The 14,823-nt window shown below is 57.9% G+C and carries 11 protein-coding genes and 1 pseudogene; 5 read left to right on the forward strand and 7 right to left on the reverse strand.

The features are described 5' to 3' along the window. The first annotated feature begins 141 nt into the window (after positions 1 to 141). The 5 genes from urtA to urtE are packed head-to-tail and all read left to right on the forward strand — an operon-like array spanning position 142 to position 6,108. Positions 142 to 1,422 carry an urea ABC transporter substrate-binding protein gene (gene urtA, locus BM174_RS13930; protein WP_093924469.1) on the forward strand — a complete coding sequence of 427 codons (1,281 nt, stop codon included), beginning with the start codon at positions 142 to 144 and terminating at the stop codon, positions 1,420 to 1,422. 60 nt (positions 1,423 to 1,482) lie between these two features. Then, positions 1,483 to 3,435 (forward strand): urea ABC transporter permease subunit UrtB, encoded by a 1,953-nt coding sequence (gene urtB / locus BM174_RS13935; protein ID WP_093924470.1) that lies wholly within the window; start codon positions 1,483 to 1,485, stop codon positions 3,433 to 3,435. A gap of 4 nt (positions 3,436 to 3,439) precedes the next feature. Continuing rightward, positions 3,440 to 4,672 (forward strand): urea ABC transporter permease subunit UrtC, encoded by a 1,233-nt coding sequence (gene urtC / locus BM174_RS13940; RefSeq protein ID WP_093924471.1) that lies wholly within the window; start codon positions 3,440 to 3,442, stop codon positions 4,670 to 4,672. Beyond that, the gene (gene urtD / locus BM174_RS13945) at positions 4,669 to 5,409 is read left to right on the forward strand and encodes an urea ABC transporter ATP-binding protein UrtD (RefSeq protein WP_093924472.1); all 741 of its coding nucleotides are present in this window, start codon (positions 4,669 to 4,671) and stop codon (positions 5,407 to 5,409) included. Before urtC ends, urtD begins: the two co-directional genes overlap by 4 nt. A 3-nt stretch (positions 5,410 to 5,412) precedes the next feature. After that, positions 5,413 to 6,108, forward strand: coding sequence for an urea ABC transporter ATP-binding subunit UrtE (gene urtE / locus BM174_RS13950; RefSeq protein ID WP_093924473.1), 696 nt, complete (start codon positions 5,413 to 5,415; stop codon positions 6,106 to 6,108). A 200-nt stretch (positions 6,109 to 6,308) separates the two neighbouring features. On the opposite strand, the gene BM174_RS20830 is transcribed toward urtE, so the two are convergent. From BM174_RS20830 to dnaA, 7 genes and pseudogenes are all read right to left on the reverse strand, one after another. Continuing rightward, positions 6,309 to 6,470 (reverse strand): hypothetical protein, encoded by a 162-nt coding sequence (locus tag BM174_RS20830; protein ID WP_177209492.1) that lies wholly within the window; start codon positions 6,468 to 6,470, stop codon positions 6,309 to 6,311. A 30-nt stretch (positions 6,471 to 6,500) separates the two neighbouring features. After that, positions 6,501 to 7,025: a 3'-5' exonuclease gene (locus tag BM174_RS13955; protein ID WP_093924474.1), complete on the reverse strand. Its 525-nt coding sequence runs from the start codon at positions 7,023 to 7,025 to the stop codon at positions 6,501 to 6,503. A gap of 672 nt (positions 7,026 to 7,697) precedes the next feature. Then, positions 7,698 to 10,112, reverse strand: coding sequence for a DNA topoisomerase (ATP-hydrolyzing) subunit B (gyrB, locus tag BM174_RS13960; RefSeq protein WP_093924475.1), 2,415 nt, complete (start codon positions 10,110 to 10,112; stop codon positions 7,698 to 7,700). Positions 10,113 to 10,190: 78 nt separating this feature from the next. Beyond that, positions 10,191 to 10,811: pseudogene (locus BM174_RS13965) on the reverse strand (LysE family translocator). Beyond that, a complete protein-coding gene (recF, locus tag BM174_RS13970; protein ID WP_093924476.1) occupies positions 10,808 to 11,905 on the reverse strand; it encodes a DNA replication/repair protein RecF in 1,098 nt (365 codons plus the stop codon). Before recF ends, BM174_RS13965 begins: the two are co-directional and overlap by 4 nt. A 59-nt stretch (positions 11,906 to 11,964) precedes the next feature. Continuing rightward, on the reverse strand, positions 11,965 to 13,083 hold the full coding sequence (gene dnaN, locus BM174_RS13975; RefSeq protein ID WP_093924477.1) for a DNA polymerase III subunit beta: 1,119 nt from the start codon (positions 13,081 to 13,083) through the stop codon (positions 11,965 to 11,967). 142 nt (positions 13,084 to 13,225) lie between these two features. Then, positions 13,226 to 14,578 carry a chromosomal replication initiator protein DnaA gene (gene dnaA / locus BM174_RS13980; RefSeq protein WP_093924478.1) on the reverse strand — a complete coding sequence of 451 codons (1,353 nt, stop codon included), beginning with the start codon at positions 14,576 to 14,578 and terminating at the stop codon, positions 13,226 to 13,228. Positions 14,579 to 14,823 lie beyond the last annotated feature (245 nt).

Raw genomic sequence — 14,823 nt, forward strand, 5'->3', positions numbered from 1 at the left:
GAATAGGTGTGTGGTAACCGGACGAAGTGAAGCCCGACCCGGCCACCACACGGATTGCAACACTTAAGTTGCGGGATTGACGTAGGACACTCAGCGCTGTCGCGCAAGATCGTCTGCGCTCGTCCTGCGAGGAGAAATATCATGAACACGCTTAATTCCGTACTGGCTGGCACGCTTGCCTTTTCCGGTTTGGCAGCACCCGCATTTGCCGCCAATTGCCCGATCAAAGTCGGCGTCCTGCACTCTCTCTCCGGCACCATGGCAATTTCCGAAACGACGCTGAAAGACACCATGCTAATGTTGATCGAACAGCAAAATGCCAAGGGTGGCTTGCTCGGCTGTGATCTTGAGGCGGTTGTGGTCGATCCGGCCTCTGACTGGCCGCTGTTTGCCGAAAAGGCACGGGAGCTTTTGTCGGTCCATGAGGTTGATGTGATTTTCGGCAATTGGACCTCCGTCAGCCGCAAATCCGTTCTGCCGGTCATCGAAGAACTCAACGGACTGCTGTTCTATCCCGTGCAATACGAAGGCGAAGAAAGCTCCAAAAACGTATTCTACACCGGAGCTGCTCCAAACCAGCAGGCGATACCGGCGACCGACTATTTTCTTGAGGAACTGGGCGTCGAGAAGTTTGCGCTTCTGGGCACCGATTACGTCTATCCGCGAACAACAAATAACATCCTCGAAAGCTATCTGAAGTCCAAAGACATCGCCGACGCCGACATCTTTGTAAACTATACGCCTTTCGGCCATTCCGACTGGTCCAAGATCGTGGCTGATGTTGTGGCGCTGGGTGCGGACGGCAAGAAAGTCGGCGTGATCTCGACCATCAATGGCGACGCGAACATTGGTTTTTACAAAGAACTGGCCGCAGCAGGCATTTCCGCTGACGACATTCCCGTCATCGCCTTTTCGGTTGGCGAGGAAGAGCTTTCGGGCCTCGACACCTCCAACCTCGTCGGCCACCTCGCCGCTTGGAACTACTTCCAGTCTGCCGAAGCCGAAGCCAACACCAGCTTTATCGAAGCGTGGAAAGCCAAGATGGGTGAAGAGCGCGTAACCAACGATCCGATGGAGGCGCATTACATCGGCTTCAACATGTGGGTGAACGCGGCCACAGCTGCCGACTCCACCGAGGTCGACGCCGTGCGTGCCAAGATGTACGGGCAGGAATTTCCCAATCTGACAGGCGGCACCGCCGTGATGCTGCCCAACCATCACCTCGCCAAGCCAGTGCTGATCGGGGAAATCCAGGCCGACGGGCAGTTCGATATTGTTAGCCAGACTGCTGAAGTGCCCGGCGATGCATGGACCGATTTCCTGCCGGAAAGCGCGCTGCTGACCTCGGATTGGAAAGATCTGGACTGCGGGATGTACAACACCGAGACCAAGACCTGTGTCCAGACATTGTCCAACTACTGATCACTGTCACCGAGTAGCGGAAGGGGCGCGTTGTCCCTTCCGAACCTTACGGGATTTTACATGAAACACCTATTGATTGCGGCCCTTGCCCTGGCGATGACCAGTTCGCTTGCGCGCGCCCAAGAGGCTCCGATACAGGCGATCCTTCAGGCACAATCTGCGCTGATCATGGAGAATTCGCGCAGGACCATCGCCCCGGTAATCGCCGCGGTGTCGGGCAGCGGATTGCCTCAGGCGCAGGACGTTTTGCAGGCGTGGCAGGGCAAGAAGCTTTGGCAGCGCACTACCGACGGGCTGTTCTTTCGTGCCGAGAAGGCCGATGGCGCAACCTATAATCTCTATGATTTCGATACACGTGACGCTTCCGGTTCTGCCCCTGTTTCTGATTTGGAACAGATCAAACCCAATAGTGGTATCCGCGCATTGATTGGCTCAGCGCTGGTGCAATTTCAGTTACAGGATGCCGATCCCAAGCGGCGGCTTGCCGCACTCACGTCGGTGCAGCGCAATCCCAGTGCGGATGTGCTGGAACCGCTCAGAGGATCGATTGCCGCAGAAAATGATCCGATGATCCGCGCCATGAAGGTCAGAGCCGAGCGGTTGCTAACCATCGCCTATGATGCCGATGAAGCCGCGCGGATCAAGGCCATATCCGAGATGTCTGGCGACCTTGGTGTTGACGTCAGGGCGACGCTCAATCCTCTGCTCGTAACGCGCAGGGCTGTTTTTGTGGGCGCACCGCCAGCGACATTAAACATTGCCGAGATATTGGAGCCGGGCACCTCGATCGAGGTGACGAAGGCCTATGACATGCTGGTAGAGGCTGACCTTGCGCCGCCGCGGGTGACGGAGGCGCAAGTGCGCAGCGCACTGGCAGAAAATGCCGAAGGTGGCAGGGTCGGGGGCATTCCGATCCGCCAATTGGATGATCCAGATATGCGGCTGCGTGCCTATGCCGCTTTGGCCGCCGCGGGTAGCGTGCCACCTGCGCCGGGCGCCGCGCAGATCGCACAGGCGCTGAAGGCACACAGCATTGCCGATATTTATTTGGAGCCCTCGCGGATAGTGACAGACGCCGTTTCCGAGGCGTTGGGTACCATTGCGCTTACGGTTGGATTGAACCAGACGATTGATCTCGTTCTTGATGGTCTGTCGCTCACATCGATCTACTTTCTCGCGGCCATCGGGCTTGCCATCACCTTTGGCGTTATGGGCGTCATCAACATGGCGCATGGCGAATTTATCATGATGGGCGCCTACACCGGTTATGTGGTGCAACAGATCATCCCAAACCACACCGCCAGCATTCTGGTCGCAATACCGGTGGCCTTTGCCGTGACATTCGCAGCGGGCGTGGTGATGGAGCGGCTGGTGATCCGCTGGCTTTACAATCGCCCCCTGGAGACCTTGCTGGCGACCTTTGGTGTCTCCATCGCGCTGCAGCAATTGGCCAAAAATATTTTCGGGACGCAGGCGCGACCGCTGACATCTCCGGCCTGGCTGGATGGTGCTTTGGTAATCAATGACGTGGTGGCGATCAGCTTTATCCGCATCGCTATCTTTGTGCTCGCCGTGTTTTTCCTCGGGGTTTATCTGTTCATCATGCGGCGCACGCGGTTGGGTTTGGAAACCCGCGCCGTGACGCAAAATCCGCGCATGGCTTCTTCGATGGGGATCAACCTGAACAAGGTGAACATGCTGACCTTTGGCCTCGGCTCCGGCATTGCCGGCGTTGCGGGCGTTGCCATCGGGCTTTTTGCCAAGGTCACCTCAGAGCTCGGCAGCGACTATATCGTGCAAAGCTTCATGACGGTGGTTGTTGGCGGTGTCGGCAATATCTGGGGCACGCTCGCGGGGGCGGCGATGATCGGTTTCCTGCAAAAGGGCATCGAATGGTTCAATCCGTCCAACACGCTGGCGGCGCAGACCTTCATGATTGTGTTCATCATCATATTCATTCAGTTCCGGCCCAGAGGCATCATCGCCCTCAAGGGCCGTGCGGCGGGGGATTAACGCCATGCAATCTGCTTTTCAAAAGCGCGGCGCCTCAACCGTGATCTTTCTGACCCTGCTGGTGGCCTTCACCCTCCTCGTGACGGTCTTGTCCGAAGGCATGGGAATCGGCGTGATCTCCACCAGCTTCGTCAAGACGCTGGGCAAGACCCTCTGTCTCGCGCTGGTTGCGATCTCGATGGATCTGGTCTGGGGCTACGCGGGGATCTTGAGCCTCGGGCATTTCGCCTTTTTCGGGCTGGGCGGTTACATGATCGGCATGTGGCTGATGTACGAGCGCACCCGCGAGATTGTCGTGAGCTCGCTCGCCGACGCGCCGATACCGCCCACAGCGCAGGAGGTGTCGGACGCCATTGCCAATCAGATTTTCGGCGTAGTTGGAAGCGCGGATTTCCCTTTGATCTGGGTCTTCGCCGACAGTCTGTTGGCGCAGCTTATGTTGGTGGTTCTGGTGCCGGGGGTGCTGGCAGGGGTGTTTGGCTGGTTGGCCTTTCGCAGCCGCGTGGCGGGTGTTTATCTGTCCATCCTGACGCAAGCGATGACGCTGGCACTGTCACTTTACCTGTTCCAGAATGACAACGGGTTGCGCGGCAATAATGGTCTTTCCGGTTTGCAGAACTTGCCGGGATTGGCGGAAGTGTCCCAAGCCCTGGTCTCGGTTTGGTTCCTTTGGGGGGCCGCACTTGCGCTGGGGTTGGGCTATTTGCTGGCGGTCTGGGTCGTGTCTGGCAAATTCGGCTCGGTCCTGCGCGGGATCAGGGACGACGAGGCGCGGGTGCGTTTTCTTGGCTATCCGGTGGAGACCTACAAGTTGGTGCTTTTCACCGGCACCGCCTGCATGGCCGGCATCGCAGGGGCGCTCTATTATCCGCAGGCCGGCATCATCAACCCGGCAGAGATGGCGCCCATCGCCTCGATCTATCTTGCGGTCTGGGTCGCGATTGGCGGGCGGGGGCGGCTTTATGGCGCGGTGATCGGGGCGGCCTTTGTCAGCCTTGTGTCGTCGTGGTTTACGGGCGGGCAGGCCCCCAATGTGCCGCTGGGAGTCTACACGATCAAATGGGTCGACTGGTGGTTGGTGGTGCTCGGGTTGTCCTTCGTTCTGGTCACGTTGTTCGCGCCCAAAGGGATTGGCGGTCTGTTCGACCTGTTGGAACGGCGCACGGCGCCTGATCGGCACGGCGCCGATCTGGGCCCCGATCAAGGTGCGTTACGCGAGAAGGAGGCGAGCGAATGAGCACATTGCTTGAAGTCTCCGATGTCACGGTCAGCTTTGACGGCTTCCGCGCCATTAACAACCTGTCGTTCCACATCGGTCCGGCAGAGATGCGGGCGATCATCGGGCCGAATGGTGCTGGCAAAACCACGTTCATGGATATCGTGACCGGCAAAACCAAGCCGGACAAGGGACGGGTGATCTGGGGGGCGCGCCGTCTGTCATTGCTCGGGCTGTCCGAGGCCCGCATCGCCAGAGAAGGAATCGGGCGCAAGTTTCAAAAGCCGACCGTGTTCGAAGATCAAAGTGTGCAGGAAAACCTACTGATGGCGCTGAAGAACCGGCGCGGGCCGCTATCGGTGTTGTTCTACCGCCCGATGGCCGCACATCTGGCGCGCGTCGCGGCCCTGGCCGAAGAAATCGGGTTGGCAGATCAACTGCAACGCAAAGCGGGCGAGCTGAGCCATGGCCAGAAGCAATGGCTGGAGATTGGCATGTTGCTCGCACAGGAGCCGAAGTTGCTGCTCGTCGATGAACCCGCCGCAGGGATGACGCCTGCGGAGCGCGAGCATACAACAAATATACTGGTCGAAGCGGCGAAAACACGCGCCGTTGTGGTTGTCGAACACGACATGGAGTTTGTCCGCCGCCTTGGCTGCAAGGTCACCGTTCTGCACGAGGGTTCAGTGCTGGCAGAAGGCAGTCTTGATCACGTTACAGCCGATAAGGAAGTCATTGATGTCTATCTCGGGCGCTAAACCATGCTGAGCGTGCAGGACCTGACCCTGCACTACGGTCGCTCTCAGATCCTCAACGGGATAAGTCTTATGGCGGCACGCGGCGAAGTCACCTGTGTGATGGGCACCGATGGCGTAGGCAAGACCAGCCTGATCAAGGCAATCTGCGGGACGCATGCCAGATCCGGCGGCACCGTATCGCTTGATGATGAGGTGCTGCCCGTTCTGCCACCACATTTGCTTGCCCGGCGCGGCATCGCCTGCGTGCCGCAGGGCCGTGAGATATTTCCTTTGCTAACGGTCAAAGAGAACCTCGAGACTGGTTTTGGCTGTTTGCCCGCTGCGGACCGGAGGGTGCCCGACGAGATATTCGAGCTCTTTCCAGTGTTGAACGAAATGAAATCACGTCGCGGGGGCGATCTCTCGGGTGGCCAGCAGCAACAGTTGGCGATTGCCCGCGCCTTGATCACCCGCCCCAAGCTTCTGTTGCTGGATGAACCGACCGAGGGCATTCAGCCCAACATCATCCAACAGATCGGGCGCGTGATCAGCCAGCTTCGCGAGGAAGGGCAGATGGCGATCATCCTGGTCGAGCAATATTTCGAGTTCGCCTACGAGCTGGCTGATAAATTCGTCGCGCTGCGGCGCGGAGAAGTGATTCTTTCAGGCAGGAAAGGTGAATTTTCGAAACGGGATTTGCTTTCGAAAGTCTCGATTTAGGATTGGCGGTTAGAAAACCCTGTGGCGATTTCTATCGGCAGCGGCACTGAGCAACATAACCGGCGCAAAGGCGCGATGCGCCAAAAGCTGAAGGGCTACATGGCACGGTGCTGGTTGACGTTCCCCGCGACCGCGACGGTCGCTACAAGCCTGAGCTGATCAAAAAGGGCCAGACCCAATTCGACGGGTTTGATGCAAAATCATAAGTCTTGTTCGTCCCGATTACCGACCAACTCCATGACGGCATAGGTATCCGCACCAGCAGGCTCCACGATGTCGAGTGCGCAATTAGCCTCCTGTGGGTTCGCGCCAGATTGCGCCTTGGGGTCTGCAATGTTCTCGGGGCGCACGCCGATGATCACATCCTCTGGCAGGCTGAGATTCTTGCGGGGTCAGGATCCGTCTTTCTGTTTGCTCTTCATCACTTTGCGCCATGCATATGCGTGTCCCGCGGCGTCAGGTCCGGCACGGTGCTGTGTGTGCTGTGATCGGATCACTTTATAGGCGAGCCCAAGCTTCCCTGGGTTGATCCTGCCGTTCTGCGCGAATGCCCATTCAAGTGCCACGTCCATCGAATGGACCCGACACCAGTCCTGAGGTCCTACCAGAAGCCTCAGCCACCTCTCATCGAAGGATAAAGCATCAGACACCAATGGTCTGCCATCAACCAGGTCTTCAAGCCATCGTGCTACTAAGTCGGCCTCTGGTGCGGCAATCAAATCGCGCTTAGGAATGTTGTGAATCTTCGCACTCCCCTCGTCCCATTCAGTACTGGACCAGTCGTGGCGAGGGCGGATCAGCGAACTGTGAGTGATAACACGCTTACCGTCGGTCCATGACATACCGACCTCAATGGGCCAGCTATCATCTGACAAGGACGAAGCCTCGAAGTCGATGAAGACGGGAGCGTCAAACATTAGGGAACCTCGGGGCCGCCGCTCGTGGCAGTAGAAAAGCTAACGATGATCTGGCCGCGTCTAATCTTTTACAGGCCGTTCTCGCGGGATCAAAAGCCGGGAAACCGATTGGGTTCATGGGTTCTGTCTCGACATACTGGTTTATACACATAGCTATGTCAGCTAAATTCAATCAGTCTTGAAATGCACTTGCCGCGGGTCCTCGTAGTTTGATTTGCTGTTAGCGGAAAAGCTACTCCACTTGGGCCGACTTAAGTCACTGAAAGGTGGCATTAACAGCAGGGCGTAAGAAACATCCCCACTTTGTTTACAACTGCTCAGCCTCACGTTGCTCGCGTCAGCCGATCATCACCGATCGAGATGCGTCGGGCTCAGCATCACCAGATCTATCGTAAAAAGCGTTCTGAGATAACGGGTTAGAGAAAAACGCGCAAATAAGCTACGCGGTCGATGCATCGTCATGGGCGATGGCCATTTGTCGATAATGTTTTAATTTTAGATGCTGGGCGATCCAAGCTTGGACCTGGTAAAATCGCGCAAGCTCGCCATAAGTAGAATTATGCACGAAGCAGCGTAAGTATATGAATACAGGACGTTTTCAGAGATTCAAGGCGCAGTGCGACGCGCAAAGTTATGCGCGCCACGCAATTTTATGTGCTTCCCTACAAATCCTCAAAAATCCAAATTCTCAACATTCAGCGCGTTTTGCTGAATGAACTCGCGGCGTGGCTCCACTACGTCACCCATCAGCTTGGTAAACAAATCGTCGGCCTCGGCAGAGTCGTTTACTTTTACCTGCAGCAATGTCCGTGCGTCGGGGTCAAGCGTGGTTTCCCAAAGTTGCTCGGGGTTCATTTCGCCCAAGCCTTTATAGCGCTGTAGGGACAGGCCTTTTTCGCCCTCGGCGAGTACGGCGTTCAGCAGGTCCATCGGCCCGTGGATCATCTGGGTGCGATCCTTGCGCACCAGAACCGCAGGCAGGTCATAGACTTCTTGCAAGTGCTGGGTGAAGGCTCCGGACCGCTTGCTGTCCACCGATCGCATCATCTTGCCGTCAAGGGTGCGCACTTCTTCGACGCCGCGCAGGATGCGGGCGAGGCGGATACCGTGGTCTTGTGTGATACGGCCATGCCAGCCACGCTCGTATTCCAGCGCGATCAGGTTCAGGCGTGTCGCGACCTTATCGGCCACGGCCTGAAGGTCACTGTCCACGGCGCCGGGAACAAATGCACCAGCGATGGCGGCCTGTTCCAGAATGTGACGCGGATAATGGGTCGGGAAGGCCTCGAGAACGCGGCGCATCTGGCGGGCCAGATCGACAACGCGGATCAGATCCTCGCCTGCGATTTCCTCGCCATTGCCTTGACGCATCATCGCGCCTTCGACACCTTGGGCGACAAGATACTCCTCCATCGCGGCTTGGTCCTTGAGGTAAACCTCGGACTTGCCACGCGACACTTTGTAAAGCGGCGGCTGCGCGATATAAAGGTGCCCGTTTTCGATCAGCTCGGGCATCTGGCGGTAGAAGAAGGTGAGCAGCAGGGTGCGGATGTGCGCGCCGTCGACGTCAGCATCTGTCATGATGACGATTTTATGGTAGCGCAGCTTCTTGATGTTGAACTCGTCGCGGCCAATGCCGGTGCCGAGCGCCATAACAAGGTTGCCAATTTCCTGACTGCCCAGCATCCGGTCAAAACGCGCGCGCTCGACGTTGAGGATTTTACCTTTCAGCGGCAGAATCGCTTGGGTCTGTCGGTCGCGGCCCGTTTGGGCGGAACCGCCAGCGCTGTCACCCTCGACGAGGAAGACTTCGGTTTTGGACGGGTCTTTCTCGGAGCAATCCTTGAGCTTGCCAGCGAGGAAGTTCACATCCATCGCGGTTTTGCGGCGGGTCAGGTCGCGGGCCTTGCGCGCGGCTTCGCGGGCATGGGCGGCTTCGATGATCTTGCCGACCACGATCCGTGCTTCGGCAGGGTTCTCTTCAAACCATTCGGACAGCTTTTCGTTCACCAAACCTTCGACGGCAGGGCGCACTTCGGAGCTGACCAACTTGTCTTTGGTCTGCGAGCTGAACTTGGGGTCCGGCACTTTGACGGACAACACACAGGTCAGGCCTTCGCGGGCGTCATCGCCGGTAAAGCTGATCTTTTCGCGCTTTGCGATGCCGCTGGATTGGGCGTAATTGTTGATTGTACGGGTCAGCGCGCCGCGAAAACCGGCCATGTGGGTGCCGCCATCACGCTGCGGAATGTTGTTGGTAAACGGCAAGACATTCTCGTGGTAGCTGTCGTTCCACCACATCGCGACTTCGACGCCGATGTCATCTTTCTCACCGACGATAAAAATCGGCTCGGGCATGACTGACGATTTGTGCCGGTCGAGGTATTTCACAAATTCCTTAACGCCACCCTCATAGAACAGCTCGGATTTAAGCGGCTCTTCGGGGCGTTCGTCGGTCAGGATGATCCGCACGCCGGAGTTCAGGAACGCCAGTTCGCGCAAGCGCTTTTCCAGCGTCTCAAAACTGTATTCGAGGTTCGAGAATGTCTCGGTCGAGGCCATAAACCGGACTTCGGTGCCGGTGCGGTCGGTCGGACCGACGACGCTCAGATGCTCTTTGGTGAAACCGCCTTCGAAGCGGGCGATATGTTCTTTGCCCTCGCGCCAGATACGCAGTTCCAGCCATTCGGACAAGGCGTTTACAACAGAAACACCCACGCCGTGCAGACCGCCCGACACCTTATAGGAGTTGCTGTCAAACTTACCGCCCGCGTGCAGTTGGGTCATGATGACCTCGGCTGCCGAGACACCTTCGCCTTCGTGGATGCCAACCGGAATGCCGCGGCCATTATCGCTCACCGAAACGGATGAATCGTCGTGAATTGTGACCGATACCGCGTCGGCGTGGCCCGCCAAAACTTCATCAATGCCGTTATCGACGACTTCATAGACCATGTGGTGCAGGCCGGAGCCATCATCGGTATCGCCGATGTACATGCCGGGGCGTTTGCGAACAGCCTCCAAGCCCTTGAGAACCTTGATGGAATCGGCACCATATTCTTGTGAAGCCTGCGCGTTATCGGACATGCGGTGTAACCCTTATCTTTTGCCCGTTTTATAGTGTTTTTCTGTGGGAGTGTCACGCGAATGGCACGAGATTTTGTGTCAGATGAACGGAATCGCCACGCCGACCACGATCAACAGCACGCCAGAGACCAGATTGATCCGCCGCAGGGTCTTGGGATTGGTGATCAGGCCGCGCAGATGCCCTACAAAACCCGCCAATGCGAGGTTGCCCAGCAGCGGAATAATGGTCGAAACCCCGATGATGACCGCCACGTCGACCCATGTAATCTGGCGCAGGTCAAAAAAGCCGGGCAGCACGCCAATGTAGAATAGCACGGCTTTGGGATTGCCGAGAATTGCAATCAGCCCCGCGACAAAACCGGACCACATGCCGGGGCGGGTCAGGCGGCTGTTCTTGTCGATCTTGGCATCGGCATGGGCGATCAACAGGCCGCCCATCAACAAAAACACCCCGCAGGCGACCCAGCGCATGACGGCCATGAACATGTCGAACACCGATAGGATCCAGCTGATCCCCAGCACCGCTACCAACGGCCAGAGCATATCCCCGACCGAGACACCCAAAGCCAGCGGCTAGGCCGCGCGAAACCCGCCTGACATCGCCCGCGCCATCATCGCCAGCCAAACGGGGCCGGGGGTGATGAACAAGATCACCAAGGCCCCGCAATAGAGCAACAGATCGGGCAGCGAGAGCGTCATGACGGCCCCTGCACGTGGGAAAGGCCCGCGGCCTCGGTAACTTCAAGCTGTTGGGCGCGATCCCCCAGCTCGGCAAAAAGCTCGGAGCCGGTGCCGGTCATCCATGCCTGTGCGCCCAATGCTGCTATTTCATCGTATAGGGCGGCGCGGCGGGCTGCATCAAGATGGGCGGCAACCTCGTCGAGCAGCAAGATCGGCGGGGCGCCGAAGTCAGCCGCCAGCGCGCGGGCATTGGCCAGAATAAGCGAGACCAGCAGCGCCTTTTGTTCGCCGGTGGAGCAATCCTGCGCGGGCACATCCTTGGCGGCAAAGACCCCGTAAAGGTCCGCGCGGTGCGGCCCGATCAGGGTGCGACCTGCGGCCAGATCGCGCTTGCGGTTGTCGGCAAGGGCGGTACGCAAATCTTCGGTGCTTTCCGGCATCTCGCTCAGCAGCGTGAGCGTCGCGGTTGGAAACGCGGTCTCGGCTTGATCCTGTGCGGCGGCAATGGCGTTAAGTGCCACAACTCTGTTTGCATGGATCGCGGCACCGGTTTCGGCCATACGCGCCTCAAGCGCCGCATACCAAGACGGGTCGCGAACCATATCCTTCAGCAGCCGATTGCGTTGGCGCATTGCCTTCTCATAGGCCAGCGATACCTCGGCGTGGTCGGGCAGAAAACTGAGCGTCATACGGTCCAGAAACCGCCGCCGGCCTTCGGCACCTTCGATCCACAGCCGGTCCATTGCGGGGATAAGCCAAAGCACGCGGGTGATCCGCCCCAAGGTCGATTGGGCAGCAGCCTTGCCATCAATTTTGACCTGCCTTGCTGCGCCACCCTCGGACCAGACTTCAATCTCGTGGACCTGTTGCAGCGACCGTAAGACCGCTGTCAATTTCCACCCCAGAGCCTCGGGCCGCCGCGTCATTTCTTGGGCACTGGCACGGCGCAGACCCCTCCCGGGGGAGAGCAGGGAAACGGCTTCGAGAATGCTGGTTTTGCCAGTGCCATTCGGCCCGTGGATCGCAACAGGGCGCGGATCGGTATCGATCACCGCACGCTTGTGCGACCTGAAATGCGACAGGGTCAGATTGGAAAGGTACAGGCTACCCATATGCGCGTTCGATTTCCGGCGCGGAAAACGAGCGGAGTTTCAGAAAAACTCCGCTGCCCTCAGACACGCATCGGCATGACCACATAGACGGCGGACATGTCGTTGCCTTCGCGCATCAGGGTCGGATCACCGGAGGAATTGAACAGGAATACCGCGTTTTCACGGTCCACCTGACTGGCGATTTCGAGCAGGTATTTGGCGTTAAAGCCGATCTCCAGCCGTTCGTCGCCATAGGCAACAGCAAGCTCTTCTTCGGCGGCACCGCTATCTGGTGCATTGACCGACAGGATCAAGCGGTCTTCGTCGAGCTGCAATTTCACAGCACGCGAACGTTCGGAGCTCACGGTCGCCACACGGTCGACGGCCATCGCGAAATCTTTGGCGTCCACTTCCATCCGGCGGGTGTTGCCCTGCGGAATAACGCGGGTGTAGTCGGGGAAAGTGCCATCAATGACCTTGGAGGTCAGGGTGATTTCTGGCGTGGCAAAGCGCACCTTGGTCTCGGAGACCGACACCGCGATGATCGCGTCGTCGTCGTCCAGCAATTTGCGCATTTCGCCCACAGTCTTGCGCGGCACAATCACGCCCGGCATATCCGCAGCGCCCTCGGGCATATCTGCATCAATCCGCGCCAGACGGTGACCATCGGTGGCCACACAACGCAGAACCTTGCCGTTCTCGCCATCTGAAATATGCATATACACACCGTTCAGATAGTACCGCGTTTCTTCGGTCGAGATGGCAAATTTTGATTTATCAAACAGCCGCCGCAACACAGGCGCGGGCGCGCTGAAGTTAGAGGCGTATTCTGCCGTCGCCATCACCGGAAAGTCTTCCTTCGGCAGGGTGGCAAGACTGAAGTTCGAACGGCCTGCCTCAACAGTCAGACGTCCCGCAGCGCTATCAGCAGTAAGGTTGATCAACGCACCATCAGGCAGTTTGCGCACGATCTCGTGCAGCATGGTTGCAGAGACGGTGGTAGAGCCTGCGCGCTCAACCATCGCGCCGATTTTATCGACAACTTCGATATCAAGGTCGGTGGCGCGGAAGGAGACATCGCTGCCCTCGGCTTCGATCAGCACATTCGCGAGGATCGGAATGGTGTTGCGCCTTTCGACCACAGATTGGGCCTGTGACACTGCCTTGAGTAACGCTGCGCGTTCGATGCTGATTTTCATGTGCTTCTCCCTACACAACGCCGGGAAAGGCAAACTACCCTGTTCCCCCGCTTTCACAAGACTTTTTGTTGATTAACCGGCCCAATTGCAAGGGGAGGGCGAGTGCGCCCTCCGGATCATTGCAAAGTGGGGCCGAAACGCCTCAGGATTCGAGCGCGCGGCGCAGCAATTGCAGGTCTTCGGCAATCTGGTCGTCCGATTGCTTCAACTCTTCGATACGCCGCACCCCGTGCATCACGGTGGTGTGGTCACGCCCGCCAAAGCGACGGCCGATTTCAGGCAGCGAGCGGCTGGTCATCTGCTTGCACAGATACATCGCGACCTGACGTGGCCGGGCATAGCTGCGCAGACGCTTGGGGCCGATCATGTCGCTGAGTCGGATGTTGTAGTGGTCGCTGACCTTGCGCTGGATTTCCTCGACGGAGATCTTGCGCTCGGAATCGCGCAGCACATCAGCGAGACAATCCTGCGTCAGCTCCATGGTGATGCTGCGCCCGACAAGCGAGGCAAAGGCAAAAAGGCGTGTCAGCGCACCTTCAAGCACACGCACGTTGGAGGTGATGCGGTGGGCCAGAAACTCCAGCACGCCATCGTCCATCTCAAGCTCGGGGTAGGAAACCATCTGGGCCTCGACCTTGGTTTGCAGGATGCCGAGACGCAGCTCATAATCGGTTGGGTGCAGATCGACGACCAGACCGCATTGCAGGCGTGATTTCACCCGGTCTTCGAGGTCCTTGATCTCGCCCGGCGCACGGTCGGCCGAGATGATGATTTGTTTGTGCTGGTCCACGAGCGCATTGAATGTGTGAAAGAACTCTTCCTGCGTGCTGTCCTTGCCCGCAATGAACTGGACGTCATCGACCATCAGCACGTCGACGGAACGGAAGATTTCCTTGAAGTCCATCATCTTGCGGTCGCGCAGCGCCTGCACAAAGCGGTACATGAACTGTTCTGCCGAAAGATAGAGCACGTTCATCTCTGGTTTGCGGATTTTCAGCTCTTGCGCGATCGCGTGCATCAGGTGGGTCTTGCCAAGACCGACACCGCCATAAAGGAACAGCGGGTTAAAGGTGACAGGTCCACCCTCGGCCACACGGCGTGCAGCGGCATGGGCAAGCTCGTTGGGCTTACCGACCACGAAATTATCAAAGCTGAAGCGTGCTTCGAGCGGCGCTGTCTGCAGCACATTGGATTTGCTTGCAACGGGCTGGGCCGCCGGACGCGGGGCGGGGCGCGACGCTGCATTGGCTGCCTGAGGCGACAGTGTAAAATTCAGGCGCTCAACTTTGACGCCTTCGGATTTGATCTCATGCAGGATCAGGTCAGAGAAGTTCTGGCTGACGTAGTTTCCAAAGAAGTTTGTCGGCACATGCAGGGTCGCGATCCCTTCGGAGATTTTGCCCGCCGAGAGCGGCTCGATCCATGTGGTGTAGTTATTCTGCCCAACAGTCTTAAGTAATCGCTGCTGGATTTGGCCCCATTGTTCCTGTGTCATAAGTATCTTTGCCCCAACTTATTTTATACGTCCCGAAACACCGAATAAATCCCGGTGCACCGCTGTGCCCTGCCTTATGAATACAGGTCATCGCTCCGGTCCCCGCAGAGAAACCGACCTGTGTCCTTCGGACCTTTGTTTACAGAGTGACTCGATTCGGTATCCGGATGCCCAAAGGGCGCGCCTGATGACCCGAACGAAGTCGTCCGTGCTTATTCTCGACAGGGCAAAGAAGCCAAGGCTTC

It is taken from the genome of Sulfitobacter brevis (genome assembly GCF_900112755.1).
GTDB classification, from domain to species: domain Bacteria; phylum Pseudomonadota; class Alphaproteobacteria; order Rhodobacterales; family Rhodobacteraceae; genus Sulfitobacter; species Sulfitobacter brevis.